The following is a 21,207-nucleotide window of genomic DNA, read 5'->3' as shown; positions in this document are numbered from 1 at the left end:
TTGTCTCCGTCAGAGGCCGACCACACCAGGCAAACCGGAGATATCGGGGATTTCGACATAGCCGTAATAGGGATTGGCCGGCTCATGACCACGATTGACCCAGACCTTGTTCTTGATGCCGAGATCGTGGGCCGACATCAGATCGTAGCGGAACGATGACGAGCAATGCAGCACGTCCTGCGGTCCGCAGCCGAGCATGTCGAACATATACTCGAAAGCCTGGAAACGCGGCTTGTAAGCATTGGCCTGCTGAGCGGTATAGACCGCGTGGAAGGGCGCACCGAGCTTTTCGACATTCGACATGATCTGGGCGTTCATGGCGTTTGACAGGATGACCAAAGGAATTTCCTTGGCAACTCTGGCAAGGCCCTCGGGTACGTCGCGATGTGGCCCCCAGGTCGGAACGCGCTCGTAAACCATTTGCGCTGCTTCGTCGCGAAATGTGACGCCGTTACGCTTGCAAGTCCGCTCGAGCGAATTGTGCACCACGTCCGCATAGGGCTTCCAGGCGCCCATGATCTCGTCGAGACGATAGGCGGCGAAATTCCTGACGAACTCCGCCATGCGCGGTTCGTCGAGCTGGTCGCCGTAGAGATCGCGTGCCGCTTCCGCCATCTGGAAGTTGGTCAGCGTGCCGTAGCAGTCGAAGGTGATGTATTTCGGGCGGAACTTCGTCATCTGCGTATCCTTGAATGATTGGAACCGGGATGTTTCACAATCATAGGCACCGCTTTATCCGCGGCTTACCTGAATTGGCGGCATCGGAAGCAGAATCTATCGTATAGAAAGCGGCGTTTGGCAGAAGGTTGCGTGCTCTCGGGTTCAATCGTGATCGTGGTCATGATGCGACGGAAGATCGAGGCCGAAGGTATTGACGAGATCGGCCACCTGAGCCGGGCTGAGGAACCGGGGATTGAGGTTGCGCAACAGCAGATAGAGCTTCGCCGTTTCCTCCAGTTCCTCGGTCGCGAAGACCGCCGCCTCCAGGCTGTCACCGGCGACAACAGGTCCATGATTGGCGAGAAGCACCGATGAATATTTGCCGGCCAGCCCCCGGATTGCATCGGCCACAGCGGGATCCCCGGGGCGATAATACGGCACCAAAGCGGTCTCGCCGGCGCGCATGAGATAATATGGTGTCATCGGCGGCAGGGCCGCGCGCGGATCGATCTCCGGCAGCATGGTCAGCGCCACCGCATGGGTGGAGTGAAGATGAACGATGGCGCGGGCGCTGCCGCGTGTCTCGTAGAGGGCGGTGTGAAGCGGGATTTCCTTGGTCGGCTTGTCGCCGGACAGCAACCGCCCCTCCGCGTCGAGCCTGGATATCCGGGCCGGGTCGAGAAAACCGAGCGAGGCGTTGGTCGGCGTCACCAACCAGCCGCCGTCCTCCAGCCGCAACGATATGTTGCCGGACGAACCGGGCGTCAGCCCGCGCTCGAACAACGAGCGACCGTATCGGCAGATTTCCTCACGCAGGCGCGCGTCGGACATGGCGGTTCCTCCAATGTTACGCAGTTGCCCCTTCGATCAGTTCAAAACCGAGATCGATGGCTTGCGGCGGCGCGTTGGCGACGACCAGCTGCGCGGCGATCTGCCCCGTCGCCACACGCGGTGTCCGGATGGTCGATAAGGGTTGCGGTATTGCCCGGCCGATATCGAGGCCGTTGTAGCCGAAAATGGCGAGCTGCGAGGGGATGGCGATCCCTTGGGCGAGACAGTGAAAATAACCCCCGAGCGCCATGTCGTCGTTGGAAAAGTAGACCGCATCGAGGTCGGTTGCTCGTGCCAGCAGTCGCTCCAGCCCCTGCTTGCCGTTTTCCACTGACGAAGCGCCCGCCACGATTTCGCGAGCTATGAGCGGAGTTCCGTTGGCGTCGAGAGTGTCACAGAAACTCGAAAAACGCTTGCCGGCGCGGGTGTCGCGGTCCAGGTCGTGACCGACATAGCCGATCCGCCGATAGCCCCGCCTGATCAGGAAGGCGGCGCTCTCCCGCCCGGCCGCGCGGTTCGAGAAGCCGACGGCGATATCGAGAGCATCGCCGTCCAGGTCAAGCAGTTCCACAACCCGGCATCCACTGGCGCGCAACATCTTCGCCGTGCCGTCGGTGTGCTCGTACCCCGCCAGCATCACCGCCGCCGGCCGCCAGGCAAGCATCGCGGTTGCGAGCGCCTCCTCCTTGCCCGGATCATAGTCCGTCACCGAAAAAACCGCCTGATAGTGGTTTTCTTCCAGAACGGCGCTCGCTCCACGCAGCACGTCGGAAAATACGATATTGGACAGTGAGGGTATGACGAAGGCGACAAGACGGGAACCGGTTGAGGCAAGCGTTCCGGCGATCCGGTTCGGGACATAACCCAGCCGCTCGACGGCAGCCATCACTCGCTCCCGCGTTCTGCCGGAAAACGAACCGTGGTTGCGCAGCACGCGCGACACCGTGCTCTCGCCGACGCCGGCCGCTTGCGCGACCTCTGCAAGGGTCACCGTCGCCTGATGTTTGAATTCCATGGTCAATTTTGTATCCGATATCAGCAGGCTTTCAGGCGCGCCACCGAACGCCGGGGCGCCGTCGCCGGCATTTCCATTTTTCACCACTTCCGGCAAGAAGCAACATATTTTTGGCAGCGCTGCCAATTTACCATTGGCAGCGTCCCGGTTATGATTTAGAAGAATGGCAGCGCTGCCAAAAGAGGCGCGACCGGAGGATGTACCCATGACACCGCTTGCTGACAACTCGGGCCTTACCGTCACTGCGGCCGTCATCGGCCTTGGTTCGATGGGAATGGGAATGGCCCTGTCCATGAGGCGCGCAGGTCTCGACGTCGTCGGATATGACATAACGCCGGCGGCAGTAGACCGCTTCGTCGCCGAAGGCGGACGTGGCGCGTCATCCCCCGCCGACGCCGCCAAGAATGCCGACATCGTCGTCTCCGTGGTGGTCAACGGCGCGCAGACAGAAGCCGTGCTGTTCGGGCCTCACGGGATTGCGGCTACGATGAAGGCCGGCGCTGTCTTCATTTCGTCGGCGACGATGGACCCCGCCGTCGCGCGCGATCTGGCGGGGCGGGCCGAGACCCTCGGTCTGCACTATCTCGATGCGCCGATATCGGGCGGCGCGGCCAAGGCGGCGCTTGGCGAGCTGACGATCATGGCGTCCGGCTCCAGGCAGGCTTTCGATGCGGCGCGGCCTGGTCTCGACGCCATGGCCGGCAAGGTCTACGAGCTCGGCGACGCGGCCGGTACGGGCGCCGCCTTCAAGATGATCAACCAGCTTCTCGCCGGCGTGCATATCGCAGCCGCATGTGAGGCCATAAGCTTTGCGGCCAAGCAGGGCCTCGACCTCGACAAGGTCTATGAGGTGATCACCGCTTCGGCCGGCAATTCGTGGATGTTCGAAAACCGCGTGCCGCATGTGCTGACTGGAGACTATACGCCGCTCAGCAGCATCGAGATTTTCGTCAAGGATCTCGGCATCGTCCAGGATATGGCGCGCTCCGAGCGCTACCCGGCCCCGCTCGCGGCAGCGGCCCTGCAGATGTATCTGGCCGCTGCAGGCGCCGGCATGGGCCGGGACGACGACTCCTCGCTCGCGCGGCTCTATGCCAAACTTTCCGGCGCTGAATTGCCCGGTTCCAACGAAAAGCCGCAGAGCCTGTAAAAAGGAACGCTAGACATGCCGGTTTTTGCCGCCAACCTGACGATGATGTTCAACGAATGGGCATTTCTCGACCGCTTCGACGCTGCAGCCGATGCCGGCTTTGCCGCCGTCGAATATCTCTTTCCCTATGAAGCCGCACCGGAGGCCATCGCCGAACGGCTCGCCCGCAACAATCTGCAGCAGGCGCTGTTCAACCTGCCGCCAGGTGACTGGGGCGCCGGCGAACGCGGCCTCGCGGCCCTTCCCGGACGGTTCGATGAGCTGAAGACTTGTGTCGAGCGGGCATTGGATTATGCGGCAGCGACCGGCGTCAGACGGTTGCACCTGATGGCTGGCATCGCCGATCCTCGTGATCAGGACGCCTCTTCCTCCTACCGGCGTTCCGTCGCCTACACCGCCGGCCGGCTCGGGGAAAAGGGCATCGACCTTCTGCTTGAGCCGATCAACGGGCGCAACATGCGGGGATACTTCCTCAACGATTTCGGCATTGCCGAGCGGTTGATCGCCGAATGCGGCCTGCCGAACCTGAAGCTGCAGTTCGACATCTATCATCGGCAGATCATCCATGGCGACGTCGTCATGGCGCTGCGGCGCCTGCTGCCGATCACCGGCCATATCCAGATCGCCAGCGTGCCGTCACGCAACGAGCCGGATGGGGAGGAGCTGAACTATCCCTATCTGTTCAGCGAAATCGACCGGCTGGGTTATGATGGCTTCATCGGCTGCGAATATATTCCGCGGGGCCGCACGCTGGACGGCCTGGGCTGGTTTAAACCTTTTGCACGGAGCTAGACGATGGCTATTTCACTCGGATCCATCGCTGACGACTACACGGGCGCATCGGACCTCGCCAACACGCTGACAAAGAATGGCCTGCGCACGGTGCAGACGGTCGGCATCCCTGATCCATCGCTGGCACTGCCCGACGTGGATGCCGTTGTCGTCTCCCTGAAAATCCGCTCGGTCACAGCCTCGGAGGCCGTAACAGCTGCCACGGAAGCTGAGCGATGGCTGCGCCAGCGGGGCGCCGGCCATGTGCTTTACAAAATCTGCTCGACCTTCGACTCCACCGATGCCGGCAATATCGGTCCTGTCACCGAGGCTTTGCGCGATGCTGCGGGCGGCGGCAGCGTGCTGGTTTCGCCGGCCTTTCCGGAAGCGGGACGTACCGTCTATCTCGGCCACCTCTTCGTCGGGGGCCAACCATTGAACGAAAGCCCGCTCAAGGATCACCCTCTCAACCCGATGCACGACTCCAATCTCGTGCGGGTTCTTACTCGGCAATCGCGAGGCGCCGTCGGCTTGGTCGATCTGGCAGCCATCGCGGCCGGCCCTGCCGCCGCCAGGGCGAGGCTCGATGCGTTGCGCACGACAGGCGTGACCTTGGCTATCGCCGACGCGATTTTCGAAACGGATCTCGAAACGCTCGGCGAGATCGCGCTCGAAATGCCGGTAGCGACCGGTGCCTCCGGCCTTGGCCTCGGCCTTGCCCGGGCGCTCGTCCGTTCCGGCCGCATATCCGGCGGCGCAACAGCTGAAGACATTATTCGCCCTGTCGGCGGGTTTTCGGCGATCGTTGCCGGCAGCTGTTCGAAGGCAACGCTACGCCAGCTCGAGGTCGCCGAACGGTCGATGCCTGTGCTGCGGCTTGATCCGGAGCGGCTAATGTCTGGTCCGGATGAGATCGCCGCCGCTATTTCCTGGGCCGGAGACCGCATCTCCGCCGGCCCCGTCATAATCGCCGCGAGCGCGGAGCCGGAAACGGTCTCCCGGCTGCAATCGCAATATGGGCGGGAGGCCTCCGGCCACGCGATCGAGACGGCGACCTCGCTCATCGCGGCTGAACTGGTTGAAAGAGGCGTGCGGCGCCTGGTGGTCGCCGGCGGCGAAACTTCCGGAGCAGCCGTCGACAGGCTTGCCATCCCGGCATTTCTGATCGGCCCCGAGATTGCTCCGGGCGTGCCGGTGCTGCGTACCGTCGGCAATCGGCAGGGCGACATGCTTCTGGCATTGAAATCAGGAAACTTCGGTGGCGACGACTTCTTTGCGGCAGCGCTGGCAATGATGCACTGACCTGCCCCGACGAGCCGAGCCATTTTGGCCCCGAGCCGGTTTGGATAGCGTGGATATCGTTCGGCTCTAGCATAAGATGCGGCAGCCCCTTGGCGTAATGCTATAAGATACTGCCTGAACCGCGGCCTTCAGATGATCTGCCCGCCGGGGCTCCGGCAGACTTGCGGGCACGACATGAAGGACGGCCCGATGCAAACACATCAGATCGAAATCGCTGCATTTACCCCAGATCATCTGGAAGCAGCCGTTGCGCTCTCCAGGCAGGCTGGCTGGCCGCATCGGCCGCAGGACTGGCAGATAGCGCTCGCGTTGAGCGAAGGCGTGGTCGCAATCGAAAACGACAGGGTCGTCGGCACCGTGCTCGTCACACCTTACAAGGAGGATTGCGCGACCATCAACATGGTCATCGTCGACGAAGCGATGCGCGGCCGTGGCCTCGGCCGCCGGCTGATGGATGCCGCGTTGCGAATCGCAGGCGACCGGCAGCTGCGGCTGGTCGCGACAACGGCGGGCCTGTCGCTCTACCAGAAGCTCGGCTTTCATGAAACCGGGACCGTGGCGCAGCACCAAGGCCTCGCGGGAGAAATCGACGCACCGGCCGGCACGAGCGCCGCCACCACCGGCGATCTCCCGGCCATCATGACGCTCGACCGCCTTGCCTTCGGCGCCGACCGCGAAGGGCTACTCTCCTATCTCGCAAGGATCGGCGAATTCGCCGTCATTCGCCGCGACGGCGACATTTCGGGCTTCGCCTGCGTTCGTCCCTTCGGGCGCGGCGAGGTGATCGGACCCGTGGTCGCCGCGGATATCGAGGACGCCAGGAAACTCATCGAACATCACATCGCCGGTCGTCCGGGAAGGTTCCTCAGGGTGGACACGACTGCCGAAGCCGGACTCTCCCCATGGCTCGCCACACACGGGCTCGCCCATGTCGGTGGTGGCATCGCCATGAGAAAGCCATCGGCCGGCGACCTCGCCGCCCGGACCGCCACCATCTTTGCCCTTGCCAACCAGGCCCTCGGCTGATCTGGAGATCCCATGTACAGCAACTCGCTCATCGAACTCGATCGTGCCCATCTCATTCATCCGGTGGCATCTTACCGCAGCCATGAAAAACACGGCGTGCGCGTGCTCACCTCAGCCAAGGGAGCAACGGTCACCGACGCCTCGGGCAAACAATTGATTGACGGTTTCGCCGGCCTCTGGTGCGTCAATGCGGGTTACGGCCACGACAGCATCGTCGAGGCGGCGGCCAGGCAGATGCGGGAGCTTCCCTATGCAACGGCCTATTTCGGCCTCGGCTCCGAGCCTGCAATCCGGCTCGCCTCCGAGCTTGCCGACCGGGCGCCGGGCGACCTCAACCATGTCTACTTCACGCTCGGCGGCTCCGACGCGGTGGACAGCACGGTTCGCTTCATTCGCTACTACTGGAATGCCCGAGGACGGCCCGAACGCGATCAGTTCATTTCGGTCGAACAGGGTTATCACGGTTCCTCGACGGTGGGGGCGGGCCTGACCGCCTTGCCTGCCTTCCATGCCGGCTTCGGTCTTCCTTTCGATTGGCAGCATAAAATTCCGTCCCATTACGCCTACCGCAACCCTGTTGGCGATAGCCCCCAGGCGATCATCGAGGCTTCGCTCACGGCACTGAAAAGCAAGATCGAAGCGATCGGGCCGGACCGCGTCGCCGCCTTCTACGTCGAACCGATCCAGGGTTCTGGCGGCGTGCTTGTGCCGCCGAAAGGGTGGCTTAGGGCAATGCGGGAATTCTGCCGCGAGCACGACATCCTTTTTGTCGCCGATGAGGTGATCACCGGCTTTGGTCGGACCGGGCCTCTTTTTGCCTGCAGTGAGGAAGAGGTCGTGCCTGATCTTATGACGACCGCCAAAGGCCTCACCTCCGGCTACGTCCCAATGGGCGCCGTCTTCATGGCCGATCACGTCTATGAGACGATCGCCGACGGGGCAGGCGCCACCGCGATTGGTCATGGCTTTACCTATTCGGCCCACCCTGTCAGCGCCGCCGTCGGCCTCGAAGTCTTGAAGCTCTACGAAAACGGCCTTCTCGATAATGGCGTCAAGGCCGGGAAGCGGCTGATGCAGGGACTGGAATCGCTGAGGGACCACCCGCTCGTCGGCGATGTCCGCGGGCGCGGCATGCTCGCTGCCATCGAACTCGTGGTCGACAAAGTCAACAGGACGCCGCTGCCGGCATCCGCCGAGCCGGCGCGCCGCATCTTCGATCGCGCCTGGGAAAACGGCCTCGTCATCCGCGCGTTCGCCAACGGCGTGCTTGGCTACGCGCCGCCGCTATGCTGCACCGAAACCGAAATCGATGCGATCGTCGATCGCACGCGTTTGACGCTGGACGAGACGCTGGAGGACCCGGATGTGCGTCGGGCGCTGCGGACTTGAGAATACTGCGGAAGGGTCAGATTCGGTATTTTGTGCCGCCTCATGTGGTTTATTCGGCGAATCCGGCGCGGTGCAGGTGACAAACTGAAACGAACAAAGACCGGGATCCCAGCGGATGCGGTCTTCCATACAAGAGCGGGACAATAAGCCCGCCGGCGGAACAGAAAATTCTTCTTTGAGAAGCCGCGCTCCCATCGGAGCCGAACACTGGGGAATTCACGTGAACAAGAGCCTTCCCGAATTCAAGTACATGACCTTCGATGTCGTCGGCACGCTTATCGACTTCGAGGGCGGCCTCAAAGCCTGCCTTGCCGAGATCGCCGCCGAAACAGGAAGTGAAATCGATGGCGAGCGAGCGCTTAGCCTCTATCGCGAGGCCCGCTACTCCGACGACGCCGACCTCTTTCCCGACGACCTCGTGCGCGTCTACCTGGCGATCGCGCCGAAGCTCGGTCTGCCCAACGATCGCAAATACGGCGAACGTTTGCGGGACTCGGCGAAGAGCTGGAAAGGTTTCGCAGACAGCGCCGCGGCACTGGCAGAGCTCGCGAAAGATTACCGCCTCGTGGCGATGACCAACGCCCGCCGCTGGGCATTTGAATTCTTCGAGAAGGAGCTCGGCAATCCCTTCCACGCGGCCTTCACCGCCGACGATACTGGCACGGAGAAGCCCGATCCCGCATTCTTCGAGAAGGTATTCGACTACGTCGCCTCGGAAGGACATTCAAAAGATGACATCCTGCATGTCGCCCAGAGCCAGTATCACGATATCGGGGTTTCCAGGAAACTCGGCCTGACCAATTGCTGGATCGAGCGACGGCATGCCCAGAAGGGCTACGGCGGCACGATCGAGCCGGCCGAGTTCACTGCACCCGACTATCATTTCACGTCGATGGCAGGCCTCGCAGATGCCGCGGCCGCCGCGCGCGCATGACTTTTGACACCGGACCGGGCTCGCCTAGCAAGGCAGCCCCGTCACAGAGAAAAGGGGAATGAGATGAACGACAAGATCACCAATTGGACCAGATCCGACGACGCCATGATCGAAACCGCCATCCGCCGTGGCGCAACTCGTCGCGAGCTGCTGCATATGATGCTTGCGGGTGGCGTTGCCATGTCCGCCGGCGGGCTTGTGCTCGGCCGCGCCGGCAAGGCGCTCGCTGCCACGCCCGTTTCCGGCGGAGCGCTCAAGGCGGCCGGCTGGTCGTCCTCGACCGCCGATACCCTCGATCCTGCAAAGGCGTCGCTCTCTACCGATTATGTCCGCTGCTGTTCCTTCTATAACCGCCTGACCTTCCTCGATAAGAGCGGTACGCCGCAGATGGAGCTCGCAGAGGCGATCGAATCCAAGGATGCCAAGACCTGGACGGTCAAGCTGAAGAAGGGCGTCACCTTCCACGACGGCAAGCCGCTAACGGCCGATGACGTGGTCTTCTCGCTGAAACGTCATCTCGATCCCTCGGTCGGCTCGAAGGTCGCCAAGATCGCCGCCCAGATGACCGGCTTCAAAGCGGTCGACAAGCAGACCGTCGAGATCACTCTCGCCAGCGCGAATGCCGACCTGCCGACCATCCTGTCCATGCATCACTTCATGATCGTCGCCGACGGTACGACCGACTTTACGAAGGCCAACGGCACCGGCGCTTTCGTCAAGGAAGTGTTCGAACCGGGCGTTCGCTCGGTCGGAATCAACAATAAGAACTACTGGAAATCGGGTCCGAACGTCGACTCGTTCGAATATTTCGCCATCAGCGACGACAACGCCCGCGTCAACGCATTGCTTGCGGGCGATATTCATCTCGCCTCCGCGATAAATCCCCGTTCCATGCGCCTCGTCGAGGCACAGGGCGACGGCTTCACATTGTCGAAGACAACCTCCGGCAACTATACCAATCTCAACATGCGACTGGACATGGCGCCCGGCAACAAGCGGGATTTCGTCGAGGGAATGAAATATCTGGTCAACCGTGAACAGATCGTCAAATCGGCGTTGCGCGGTCTCGGCGAGGTCGGCAATGACCAACCCGTCTCCCCGGTAAACTTCTACCGCAATACAGAGCTGAAGGCCCGGGACTTCGACCCTGAAAAAGCGAAGTTCCACTTCCAGAAGGCAGGCGTCCTCGGACAATCCATTCCGATCATCGCCTCCGATGCGGCAAACTCTTCAATCGACATGGCCATGATCATCCAGGCGGCCGGTGCCGAAATCGGCATGAAGCTCGATGTCCAGAGAGTGCCGGCCGATGGTTACTGGGACAATTACTGGCTCAAGGCACCGATCCATTTCGGCAATATCAACCCGCGGCCGACCCCAGATATCCTCTTCTCCCTGCTTTACACCTCGGACGCTCCGTGGAACGAAAGCCATTACAAATCTGAGAAGTTCGACAAAATGCTGATCGAGGCGCGCGGCTCTCTCGATCAGGACAAGCGCAGGGCAATCTACAACGAGATGCAGGGCATGGTCGCTCAAGAAGCTGGTACTATCATTCCGGCCTATCTCTCGAATGTCGATGCCACAACGGTAAAACTCAAGGGCCTGGAACCCAACCCCCTCGGCGGCCAGATGGGATATGCTTTCGCCGAGTATGTATGGCTTGAAGCCTGACACAGCAAAGGAACTGGGGCTGCAGCCGCGCCCCAGTTCCTTCATGTGCATTGATGCAACTCAACTCGAACTTAGAGGGAAGACGCCCGTGAACCGCCAGGTCTTATCCCTTGTACTGGGCAGATTGTTCGTCGCTGTGGTCACCCTGGTGATCGTCTCCTTCGCCGTCTTCTTCGCGACAATGCTGCTGCCAGGAGATACGGCGTCAATCCTGCTTGGACAGGCCGCCACTCCGGAAGCCGTCGAAGGCCTGCGCAAGGCCATGCATCTCGATGAACCGGCGCTCTTTCGCTTCTTGCGCTGGTTGGTTGGACTGCTGCAAGGCGACCTCGGAACGTCCTACGCCAACGAAATGCCGATCGCTGCTCTCATTGCCGGCCGCTTCGTCAACACGCTGAAGTTGGCGGGCGTCACCGCGCTTTTCTCCGTGCCGATCGCGCTCACGCTCGGGATTACTGCGGCGATGCTGCGCGGCACTCTTTACGACCGGATCGTCACGGTGATCACCATCGGCGTCATCTCCGTACCGGAATTCATGGTCGCGACCTCTGCTGCGCTCATCTTCGCCGTCTATCTGAAATGGCTGCCGGCACTATCTTTCGCCAATGAAGTCCACAGTCTGGCTGACCTTCTGCGTGTCTATGCCATGCCGGTGATCACCCTCACCTTCGTGGTCTCGGCCCAGATGATTCGCATGACGCGCGCGGCTGTTATCGAGACTCTCAATACGCCCTATGTCGAGATGGCATTGCTCAAAGGAGCCTCGCGGCCGCGCATCGTCTTTCGACATGCGCTGCCGAATGCGCTCGGCCCGATCGTCAATGCGGTTGCGCTTTCGCTTTCCTACCTAATCGGAGGCGTCATCATCGTCGAGACTATTTTCAACTATCCCGGTATCGCCAAGCTGATGCTGGATGCCGTCGCCACCCGCGATCTGCCGCTGATCCAGAGCTGCGCCATGATCTTCTGTCTTGGCTACCTGCTGCTGATCACCATCGCCGATATCATCGCCATCCTTTCAAACCCGAGGCTACGATGACCATGTCCCATTCAGAAACTGCTTCCGGCCGGCTGTCCGGAACCCGGTTCGGCTATCGCTTCAACATCGTCGGCGCGATCGGCCTCGCCATCATCCTCTCGTGGGCTCTGGTCGCAATCTTTGCGCCGCTGATTATCCCCTATCCGGTCGGCGAGATCGTCGATCTCGACTATTTCGGCCCGATGAGCCGTGAACTCTGGCTCGGCTCCGATTATCTCGGCCGCGACATGCTCTCGCGGATCCTGATGGGCGCGCGGTACACGGTCGGGATCTCGCTCGCGGCGGTTACGATCGCCTGCTTCAACGGCGTAGTGCTCGGCATGATCGCAGCGGTCGCCGGGGGCTGGCTGGACACAATCCTCAGCCGGTTCCTCGACGCTCTCAACTCCATCCCGAGCAAGCTGTTCGGACTGGTGGTCGTGGCTGCCGTCGGTTCCTCGGTCCCGGTGCTGATCATGACCTTGTCGGTGATTTACATTCCAGGCGCCTACCGCTTCGCGCGCGCACTCGCCGTCAACATCAATGCGATGGATTTCATTACGGTCGCGCGCATTCGAGGTGAAAGCACCCTGTATCTCATTCGCTCGGAGATCCTGCCCAACATTGTCGGGCCGGTGCTTGCCGACCTTGGCATTCGTTTCGTCTTCATCGTTCTGCTGCTGTCCGGACTGTCGTTCCTCGGCCTCGGCGTCCAGCCTCCCTATGCCGATTGGGGAGCACTCGTACGCGAGAATATCGGCGGCCTGCCGTTCGGCGCGCCGGCCGTGATGTTTCCCTCACTTGCCATCGCCAGCCTCACCATCAGCGTCAATCTGTTGATAGACAACCTGCCGCAGAAAATCCGCGACCGGAGCGAGTCATGAGCCATTTCATCGAAATCCGAGACCTCAAGGTCGATGCAACCACAGATTCTGGCCGACGCGTCGAGATCATCAAGGGCGTCAGACTCGACATCGCCGAGGGCGAGATCGTCGCGCTGATCGGCGAGAGCGGCTCGGGTAAGACCACAATCGCGCTGACCCTCATGGGTCATACTCGTCCGGGCTGTCGCATCTCCGGCGGCAGTGTTTCGGTCGACGGCAAGGATTTGGTTAGGCTGAGCGAAAAGCAGCGCGCCAAACTGCGCGGCACCGAGGTCGCCTATGTACCGCAGTCGGCCGCCGCCGCCTTCAACCCGGCCACGCCGATCATGGATCAGGTAATCGAGGTTACGCGAATTCATCAGCTGATGTCGCCGGAAGAGGCCCGCGCCCGGGCGATCGAGCTCTTCCGGGCGCTGTCCCTGTCCGAACCGGAAACGATCGGCAGCCGCTATCCGCACCAGGTTTCCGGCGGGCAGCTGCAGCGCCTGGCAGCCGCCATGGCGCTGATCGGCAATCCATCGCTCGTCATCTTCGACGAGCCGACGACGGCGCTGGACGTCACGACCCAGATCGAAGTGCTGCGCGCCTTCAAGTCGGTCATGAAGAAAGGCGGCATATCAGGCGTCTATGTCTCGCACGACCTTGCCGTTGTCGCACAGATCGCCGACCGGATCGTCGTGTTGAAAGGTGGAGAGATCCAGGAGATCGGCACCACCGAAGAAATCCTCAATGATGCCAAGCATCCCTATACCCGGCAGCTGCTCGCCGCCTTCGAGCCGAAACCGCGCGGCCCTGCAGGTGCCGCCGAGGGTGCAACGGCGCCGCTCCTGAAGATCGAGGACGTCGTTGCCGGTTACGGGCAGCCCCAGGCTGACGGCCTTCCGCTTATTCGTGCGGTCGAGCACGTAAGCCTGACAGTGGAAAGAGGACGCAACCTCGGCATCATCGGGGAATCCGGATGTGGCAAGTCGACACTTGCCCGAACCATCGCCGGCATCCTGCCGGCCGCAGTCGGCAAGATCGTCTTCGACGGCACGGAACTGCGCCACAACGCCCGTGAGCGCTCGCGTGATGAGTTGCGGGAGATGCAGATCGTCTTCCAATATGCCGATACCGCTCTCAACCCGGCGAAATCTGTCGAGGACATCCTGGCCAGGCCGCTGGTCTTTTACCACGGCATGGATCGAAAGGCACGGAGCGCCCGGATCGATCAATTGCTCGACATGGTGCACCTGCCCCGCAACCTGCGTCATCGCCGGCCCGGCGAACTCTCGGGCGGGCAGAAGCAGCGTGTCAACTTCGCCCGGGCGCTTGCCGCCGATCCGAAGCTGATCCTCTGCGACGAGATTACGTCGGCGCTCGACACGGTGGTCGCCGCCGCAGTCATCGATCTGCTCAAGGAGTTGCAACGCGAACTCGGCCTCTCCTACATCTTCATCAGCCACGACCTCTCGGTGGTAGAGGCGATCTGCGACGAAATCGTAGTGATGTACGGAGGGCGTAAGGTCGAGGAAATCACCTCCTCGACGGTGAAGGCGCCGCAACACCCCTACTCACAACTGCTCTTTTCATCGGTGCCAACGCTCGATCCGGCTTGGCTCGACCGGCTCCAGCAGGATCCGGAACTTGTGCGGACCTATTGCCGGCGCTGAGCCACAGCCGCTGCGGCGGTTGCGGCAAACTGCCTTTTTCAGCCGACGCCGCGCGGCCTGAGGCTCGAAGCCTTCTTTGGTCAATGCTTTAGAGTCAGGATTGCAAAGCATCGAGACGGTCGGTTCGAACTGCTAAAAACCGCTAAACCGCGGACACCGGGTTTTCCCGCGTTAGCTTGAAGCATCCTGCCGGAGCAGGTTTTCGTCAGGGCAAAGATGGCGACGGGCGTACCTTTCGGTACGTCCGAGCCGATCGCCTTTGATCCCGGCCAGAGGTGCCCGGCCCACGGCCGTAGTGCGTTTGGCGATTCTAAAGTCTGGCAGATTTGCCAGGCAAATCTACGGGAGGGTTGGTTGAAACGGGCTGGCGACCACCGAATCGAAGTGTGGTAGCATCAGTCTGTTCCATCGGCTCCGATGGACAACCTCCCGAAAGCTGACATCAACTGTGCGCACTTTCCTGGACGCGGGAGCGCGCCTTTAGTGCGCGGGATATGTGCAGCACGCCAAGCTCGGGGCTGGTAAGGACTGGCAACGATGCCTCGCTCGTAGCATTTAGAGCATATGCCATTGATGCTTGAGCAAGAACAACCACATCGACACTGCCCACGAGCGAAGCGAGGCCTTCCCGTACCATAGCGTCGTGCGCCGCCCTGTCGCCGTGTCGCAATTTATCAAACGCTCCTTCACAAAGACGACCTATCACAGAAACCCTACGACCTGTCCTTTCAGCATGGCGTTCAATTAGGCGCGTTGTGGGGTTCATTGTTGTAGCCAGAGTTGCAAGGACACCAACTCGGTTCCCGCGATGGATCGCCTCAATCGCCATGCCATCATCTATACGGAAGAGGGGTATAGGGCAGAGTGGCATTGCCGCATCCACTGCAGGACCGAGCGACGAGCAGGTGACGAGCACCGCCGAGGCTCCTGCATCCACCGCCGACCAAATTTGTGTCGCAAGCCGCCGCATAGTTTGAGGTGACAGCGCGCCTTCGCGAATGGTGTTCCCGAGCAGGCTCTCATCTAACATGTTGAACGAGCGCCAACCGGTCAGATGCAGACCAACGAGTTCGTTGAATGCGGGAATGATCCCGGGGACCGTATGGATCATGGCGAGCGCAGGGGACTCATTCATTTCCGATGGCATGGCAGAATCTCTAATTTTCGATTGTGCGCGCTCGTCCGCAACCGATAAATGAGCGCGATCACGGCATCTGCCGTGCTACCGCTGTAATCTACCTCATCAAGCTCGGCAGTTTTGACTGTCCTGACGCCGGACACGGAACTTTCCGCCGTGCCTACATTTTCATTCGATGCATGCTGCTTGCCCTCCTCGGGTAGCTTCACCTGAGCTCAGTACGAGGACATTCCATGGCACCAAGCTTCGATCAGTCTGGCCCCGCCCATCGGCCATATCATCGGCAAATCGGATCCCCCGGGCCGAAGATGTCATCGACATGTATTGCCCATCGGACGCTAAGGCCGTGGGTGCTTCCAGGCCTGCTCAAACCGTCGTTTCAGGTCGAGATGCTTCTGACGGAGGGGCAGCAAACCGCACTGTAGGTCGACCGTCAGAAATAAATTCAGGTCAAGCCAATGTCTCCAATCGTCAAGCGCATACAGAACGATCATGAGCTTCCTGCCAAGGCTGATGTCGTCGTCATCGGCGGCGGCATCATTGGTACAACGGCAGCTTTCTTTCTTGCCGAGCGGGAATTGTCTGTAGCCCTGGTCGAAAAGGGCCATGTCGGCTGCGAGCAGTCGAGCCGCAATTGGGGTTGGTGCCGCCAGCAGAACCGGGATGAGCGCGAGCTGCCTCTCTCCGGTGTCGCCCTGCGGATGTGGGGTGAGTTTGAGTCCAAAATCGGGGAGGACGTCGGTTTCCGTCGATGCGGTCTGCTTTATGCTACGGACAATCCGCAGCAACTGGCGGAATGGGAAGCATGGCGTGATACGGCCCGCCAGTTCAACGTCAACACCAAGATGCTGAGCGCCAAGGAAGCGGCTACCGCAATTCCAGCGAACGGCCGTCGTTGGCTCGGAGGGGTTCACTCAATCGATGATGGCAAGGGCGAGCCTGCTATCGCCGCGCCAACGATCGCGAACGGCGCCCGCAAACTTGGGGCGACGATCCACCAGCAATGCGCTGCACGGGCCCTTGATATCGTTAATGGTGCCGTCGCCGGGGTCATCACCGAAAAGGGGACCATTCGCACACAAGCGGTTCTTTGTGCCGGCGGCGCCTGGACCTCAATGTTTTGTCGCCAGCACGGAGTTCTGTTTCCGCAGGCAAGCGTGCGCCAGACGGCACTTCGAACGCGGCCCACAGCGAATCTCGGTGAGGCTATCTATACGCCGGAGTGTGCGTTGACCCGCCGGCTGGATGGCAGCTACACGCTTGCGATCAGCGGCAGGGCGATGCTCGATATCACGCCGCAAGGCCTGCGCTACGCCCGCTGGTTTATGCCGATGTTTATGAAACGTCTGAAAGCGGTGCAGTTCGGAATCGGCAAATCCTTCCTCCATGGCCCGGAGGCACTCGGAAGCTTCAAGAAGAGTACACCTTCGGCTTTCGAGAAGATCCGCATTCTGGACCCTGCGCCGAGCCGCCGCACCATCGCGGCCATTCTTGACCGAGTCAGAGAGCAATTTCCTGCAATGGCGGGCGTCGAAATTGCCGACAGTTGGGGGGCGTACGTGGATTTCACGCCGGACGCGGTGCCGGTCATCTCGCCGGCCGACGGTTTGAGAGGTCTCTATCTGGCCGCGGGCTGCTCTGGCCATGGCTTCGGCCTCGGGCCGGGCGTCGGCCGTCTCGCCGCCGACTTGGTTGCCAATGATACACCATGTGTTGACCCCACCCCGTTCCGCCTGTCGCGCCTCCTTGATGGTTCGAAAGTCAAAGTCGGAGCAATCTGATCGTGGAGCCAGGGAACGGCCCTTGGGGCGACGCGCCGAGGGAAGCGAGCAGAATGGATTACGACATAATCGTCATCGGCGGCGGCCTGGTCGGCATATCGATTGCTTGGGGTCTATCGAGGTGCGGGGAAAGGGTTGCAGTCGTCGACGAAGGCGATCTGGCAAACAGGGCTGGCCGGGCTAATTTCGGACTCGTATGGAGCTCAAGCAAGGGGCTTGGGAACGCTGCCTACTCCCGCTGGTCGCGAACCTCGACCGCGAACTGGCACCAGCTCGCAGCCGAGCTGAAGGCCGAAACTGGTATTGACACCGGCTTTGTCCAGTCGGGCGGCTTCTCAATTCGGCTCACGCCAACGGAACTGGAACGCGGGATTGCGTCGATGGCGAAGCTCGCCGGCCAACCCGGCATGGACGCTGAGGGAACGCCGCCGCTCGAATATGAGGTACTCGACCAAGCGGAGACGCGCCGCCGCCTGCCCCTCGTCGGCGAGTCGGTCGCAGGCGCAATTTTCAGCCCGCTCGACGGTCACGCAAACGCGCTGCGGCTGTTCGCGGCCTTTCATAGGGCAGCGCAGCAGCGCGGCGTTCATTATCTGCCGCATCGAAAGACGACTGCGATCCACCATCGCGCCGGCGCGTTCGAATTGGCCGGAGACGGGTGGAGGCTCGCTGTCGGCAAGATCGTCCTTGCTGCGGGCATCGGTAACACCGCCCTCGCTCCTATGGTCGGGCTGGACGTTCCGCTCTCCCCCAGCCGCGGCCAGATCATTGTGACCGAGCGGCTGAAGCCGTTCCTCAGCCATGCCACCGGGCATCTGCGGCAGACCGACGAGGGATCGGTGCTGATCGGCGAAAGCAAGGAAGCCACGATCGACCACCAGCGGCCGCGCGGGTCGATTACCGCGGTCCTGGCCGAACGCGCCGTGCGCACATTTCCCCTTCTAAAGGACGCCAGTGCAGTGCGGGTCTGGGCCGCATTCCGTGTGGTAACGCCGGACGGTTACCCCATTTACGAGCAGTCAGAGAGCTTCCCTGGTGCGTTCGCATGTGCCTGCCATTCCGGCGTGACTCTGGCGGCCAATCATGCGCTGGTCCTGCCGCGGCAGATTTCAGCAGGCGCGCTTTCTGACGATCTTTCCGCATTTCATTCCCGGAGGTTCCATGTTCCGGCGGCTCCCTGACCGAAAGGAGTGTTCAATATCATTCACATTCAACGGCGTGTCGACCATGGCCAGACAAGGCGATAGCGTTGCCGCCGCACTGTTGGCCGCGGGACATGGCAGCACGCGTCGCAGCCCCGTGTCCGGCGCCGCCCGTGGTCCTTACTGCATGATGGGTGTCTGCTTCGAGTGCCTCGTCCAAATCGATGGCCGCCCGAACCGGCAGGGTTGCATGACCACCGTTGCGGAAGGAATGCGGATCGAGACACAGGACGGCGCCGCCATGCCGGGGCAGGAAGAATGATTAGAAACATTCAGTCTGCCACCGATCTCGCGCCTGCCTATGACCTCGTCGTCGTTGGCGCGGGCCCTGCCGGCCTCTCGGCAGCCATCGAAGCCTCGATCCACGGTCTCGCGGTATTGCTCGCCGATGAAAATGAATCCCCTGGCGGGCAGATTTATCGGTCGGTCGAGCATGCATCAGTTGCCGACCTTGCTCGCATGGGGCCGGACTACGCTGCCGGACGGACGCTCATAGAGCGGTTTCGGCAGCAGAACTTGAGCTACGCCTCCCGTGCGACTGTATGGAGCGTCGGGGCTGCTGACGAAGAAGCCTCCGACGGCGTGCATCCGCTCGAGGTCGGGATTTCGCTCGGCGGAATTGCTCGACCGATCGCCGCCCATCGGGTGATCATCGCAACAGGCGCGCTCGAGCGCCCGTTCCCGTTCCCAGGGTGGACCATGCCGGGCGTCATGACGGCGGGAGCAGCGCAGGTATTGATGAAGTCGTCAGGTCTCGTGCCGTCCGGACGGACCATCCTCGCCGGAACCGGACCGCTGCTGTACTTAGTGGCAAGCCAACTTCTCCGGGCTGGCGTGTCCGTGGTGGCAGTCGTCGATACCACGCCGGTCGAGAACTGGCGCTTGGCCCTGCCTCACATGTTTGCCTTTGCCACTTCGCCCTATGCAGTCAAGGGCCTGAAGCTCCTCTTGGACGTTCGCCGTCGAGCCCATGTCATCCGCGGCGTGACGGCGATCGAGGCAGTGGGTTCCGGGCAATTCAACGCCTTAAAGCTTCGTCGCGGCGATAAATCCCTGCAAATTGAAGGCGACCTGCTTCTTCTGCACCAAGGGATTGCGCCGAACCTCAATCTAGCGCTAGCAGCCGGGTGCGACTACGGGTGGGACGAGCACTTGGCCACCTTCCGCCCGAACGTCGACCTTTGCGGCGCAAGCTCGGTTCAGAGCGTTTCGATCGCGGGTGATGCGGCGGGAATCGTCGGGGCGGTTGCCGCAGCTCTGCAGGGAGAGCTCGCGGGCCTAAGTGCGGCGCTCAACCTGAATCGCATCGGCCAAGGCTGCTACCAACAGCGTCGGAACCGACTCGCGCGAAAGCTTGCTCGTGCCCTCAGAGGCAGGACGTTCATCGAGCGTCGATTCCGGCCGGACAAGACGTTTCGTGTGCCGGAAGACGGCGGCACCATTGTCTGCCGCTGCGAGGAAATTACAGCCGGCAAGCTGCGTGAGGTTGCGGCGCTCGGCGTGCCGGGCCCGAACCAAATGAAGGCGTTCACACGATGCGGAATGGGACCATGTCAGGGGCGGCTGTGCGGACTGACCGCGGTCGAACTGCTGGCGCAATGCCGTGGCCAGTCGCCCGGCGAGGCCGGCTACTATCGGCTGCGGCCGCCCATCAAACCGGTGACGCTGGGCGAGCTCGCCGCTTTGCCGCACACGGAGGCAGCGATTGTCGCTGTCGCTGGATTTGCGGAACGCGCCAAAGATGGGGCGCTGGACATCAACCATGGGAGCCACCAATGAAACACGCCCACAGCTTCTATATCGACGGTGAGTGGAGCGAGCCCTCGGTTTCGAAAACACTTGAGGTCATCGATCCCTCGACCGAGCAGCCGATGGGCGCGATCGCACTCGGCAGTGCCCCCGACGCTGATAAGGCAGTCGCGGCCGCACGGCGAGCCTTTGCCTCGTTCTCGCAGACATCCAAGGAAGAGCGCGTCGAACTGCTGAAGCGCATCGTAACGATCCTGAAGCGCCGCAATGACGAGCTCGGCGACGTCATCTCGCGGGAAATGGGCGCGCCGCTCGCCATGGCCCGGGCCGAGCAGGCCGGCATCGGCGCTCTCCATTTCGAACAGACGATCAAGGCCCTCGAGACCTTTGCCTTCGAATACATGCAGGGGACCACGTGCATCATGCACGAGCCGATCGGCGTCGTCGCGATGATCACGCCGTGGAACTGGCCGATCAACCAGATCGCCTGCAAGGTCGCTCCGGCGCTCGCCACGGGATGCACCATGGTATTGAAGCCATCGGAGATCGCTCCCTTCAACGCGGTGATCTTCGCCGAGATCATGGATGAGGCCGGCGTGCCGAAGGGGGTGTTCAACCTCGTTCAGGGCGACGGACCTACGGTTGGTGCGGCGCTGGCCAGCCACCCGGATGTTGATATGGTGTCCTTCACCGGGTCTACGCGCGCCGGCATTGCCGTGGCGCAGGCGGCGGCACCAACCGTCAAGCGAGTGCATCAGGAGCTCGGCGGCAAGTCGCCGAACATCATCCTGCGCAGCGCCGACTTGTCAGCCGCGGTCGCAGCCGGCGTCCGCCGGTGCTTCGGCAATTCCGGCCAGACCTGTACCTCACCAACACGAATGCTGGTGCCGGCGGAGCGAATGGACGAAGCAAGTTCAATCGCCGCGAGGGAGGCGGCTGCGCTGGTTGTCGGCCCCCCATCTGACCCTCGCACCGAACTCGGGCCTGTCGCAAGCGCCGCCCAATTCGACAAGATCCAGGCGTTGATCGAA

Annotated in this window: 19 protein-coding genes; 15 read left to right on the top strand and 4 right to left on the bottom strand. The window is 61.8% G+C overall.

The window, feature by feature from the left end:
- Positions 1-9 precede the first annotated feature (9 nt).
- The 3 genes from GGD53_RS12130 to GGD53_RS12120 form a co-directional block, all read right to left on the bottom strand.
- Positions 10-678: a haloacid dehalogenase type II gene (locus GGD53_RS12130; RefSeq protein WP_184456215.1), complete on the bottom strand. Its 669-nt coding sequence runs from the start codon at positions 676-678 to the stop codon at positions 10-12.
- 144 nt (positions 679-822) lie between these two features.
- The gene (locus GGD53_RS12125) at positions 823-1,491 is read right to left on the bottom strand and encodes an aldolase (protein ID WP_184456212.1); all 669 of its coding nucleotides are present in this window, start codon (positions 1,489-1,491) and stop codon (positions 823-825) included.
- A 16-nt stretch (positions 1,492-1,507) separates the two neighbouring features.
- Positions 1,508-2,506: a LacI family DNA-binding transcriptional regulator gene (locus tag GGD53_RS12120; protein WP_184456592.1), complete on the bottom strand. Its 999-nt coding sequence runs from the start codon at positions 2,504-2,506 to the stop codon at positions 1,508-1,510.
- Between the two features lie 205 nt (positions 2,507-2,711).
- On the opposite strand from GGD53_RS12120, the gene ltnD reads away from it, so the two are divergent.
- From ltnD to GGD53_RS12070, 10 genes are all read left to right on the top strand, one after another.
- Positions 2,712-3,656: an L-threonate dehydrogenase gene (gene ltnD / locus GGD53_RS12115; protein ID WP_184456210.1), complete on the top strand. Its 945-nt coding sequence runs from the start codon at positions 2,712-2,714 to the stop codon at positions 3,654-3,656.
- Positions 3,657-3,671: 15 nt separating this feature from the next.
- The gene (otnI, locus tag GGD53_RS12110; protein ID WP_184456208.1) at positions 3,672-4,448 is read left to right on the top strand and encodes a 2-oxo-tetronate isomerase; all 777 of its coding nucleotides are present in this window, start codon (positions 3,672-3,674) and stop codon (positions 4,446-4,448) included.
- 3 nt (positions 4,449-4,451) lie between these two features.
- Positions 4,452-5,729: a 3-oxo-tetronate kinase gene (gene otnK / locus GGD53_RS12105; protein ID WP_184456206.1), complete on the top strand. Its 1,278-nt coding sequence runs from the start codon at positions 4,452-4,454 to the stop codon at positions 5,727-5,729.
- A gap of 189 nt (positions 5,730-5,918) precedes the next feature.
- Entirely contained in the window at positions 5,919-6,755 is an 837-nt protein-coding gene (locus GGD53_RS12100; protein ID WP_184456204.1) for a GNAT family N-acetyltransferase, read from the top strand.
- 12 nt (positions 6,756-6,767) lie between these two features.
- Positions 6,768-8,144, top strand: coding sequence for an aspartate aminotransferase family protein (locus GGD53_RS12095; protein WP_184456202.1), 1,377 nt, complete (start codon positions 6,768-6,770; stop codon positions 8,142-8,144).
- A 220-nt stretch (positions 8,145-8,364) separates the two neighbouring features.
- Positions 8,365-9,078: an HAD-IA family hydrolase gene (locus GGD53_RS12090; RefSeq protein WP_184456201.1), complete on the top strand. Its 714-nt coding sequence runs from the start codon at positions 8,365-8,367 to the stop codon at positions 9,076-9,078.
- A gap of 63 nt (positions 9,079-9,141) precedes the next feature.
- A complete protein-coding gene (locus GGD53_RS12085; protein ID WP_184456199.1) occupies positions 9,142-10,752 on the top strand; it encodes an ABC transporter substrate-binding protein in 1,611 nt (536 codons plus the stop codon).
- An 88-nt stretch (positions 10,753-10,840) separates the two neighbouring features.
- On the top strand, positions 10,841-11,791 hold the full coding sequence (locus GGD53_RS12080; protein ID WP_184456197.1) for an ABC transporter permease: 951 nt from the start codon (positions 10,841-10,843) through the stop codon (positions 11,789-11,791).
- Complete coding sequence (locus tag GGD53_RS12075; protein ID WP_184456195.1) at positions 11,788-12,654, top strand: ABC transporter permease; 867 nt, start codon at positions 11,788-11,790, stop codon at positions 12,652-12,654. The genes GGD53_RS12080 and GGD53_RS12075 overlap by 4 nt, the downstream gene beginning before the upstream one ends.
- Positions 12,651-14,306, top strand: a complete 1,656-nt coding sequence (locus GGD53_RS12070; RefSeq protein ID WP_184456193.1) for an ABC transporter ATP-binding protein — start codon at positions 12,651-12,653, stop codon at positions 14,304-14,306. Before GGD53_RS12075 ends, GGD53_RS12070 begins: the two co-directional genes overlap by 4 nt.
- Positions 14,307-14,748: 442 nt before the next feature.
- Here the strand turns inward: GGD53_RS12070 and GGD53_RS12065 are convergent, their stop codons facing one another.
- On the bottom strand, positions 14,749-15,453 hold the full coding sequence (locus GGD53_RS12065) for an aspartate/glutamate racemase family protein (protein ID WP_184456191.1): 705 nt from the start codon (positions 15,451-15,453) through the stop codon (positions 14,749-14,751).
- Positions 15,454-15,902: 449 nt separating this feature from the next.
- Here GGD53_RS12065 and GGD53_RS12060 point away from each other — a divergent pair, with 449 nt between their 5' ends.
- The 5 genes from GGD53_RS12060 to GGD53_RS12040 all read left to right on the top strand — a co-directional run.
- Positions 15,903-17,225, top strand: coding sequence for an NAD(P)/FAD-dependent oxidoreductase (locus GGD53_RS12060; protein WP_184456189.1), 1,323 nt, complete (start codon positions 15,903-15,905; stop codon positions 17,223-17,225).
- Between the two features lie 53 nt (positions 17,226-17,278).
- The gene (locus tag GGD53_RS12055) at positions 17,279-18,406 is read left to right on the top strand and encodes an NAD(P)/FAD-dependent oxidoreductase (RefSeq protein ID WP_184456187.1); all 1,128 of its coding nucleotides are present in this window, start codon (positions 17,279-17,281) and stop codon (positions 18,404-18,406) included.
- Positions 18,387-18,689 carry a (2Fe-2S)-binding protein gene (locus GGD53_RS12050; RefSeq protein WP_184456185.1) on the top strand — a complete coding sequence of 101 codons (303 nt, stop codon included), beginning with the start codon at positions 18,387-18,389 and terminating at the stop codon, positions 18,687-18,689. Before GGD53_RS12055 ends, GGD53_RS12050 begins: the two co-directional genes overlap by 20 nt.
- A complete protein-coding gene (locus GGD53_RS12045) occupies positions 18,686-20,206 on the top strand; it encodes an NAD(P)/FAD-dependent oxidoreductase (RefSeq protein ID WP_184456182.1) in 1,521 nt (506 codons plus the stop codon). Before GGD53_RS12050 ends, GGD53_RS12045 begins: the two co-directional genes overlap by 4 nt.
- Positions 20,203-21,207, top strand: a 1,005-nt coding sequence (locus GGD53_RS12040; protein ID WP_184456179.1) for an aldehyde dehydrogenase family protein, incomplete at its 3' end; no start/stop codon positions are given. The genes GGD53_RS12045 and GGD53_RS12040, both read left to right, overlap by 4 nt.

Source organism: Rhizobium aethiopicum (assembly GCF_014197535.1).
Lineage (GTDB): Bacteria > Pseudomonadota > Alphaproteobacteria > Rhizobiales > Rhizobiaceae > Rhizobium > Rhizobium aethiopicum_A.
This window is presented reverse-complemented; position numbering and strand designations above follow the sequence as displayed.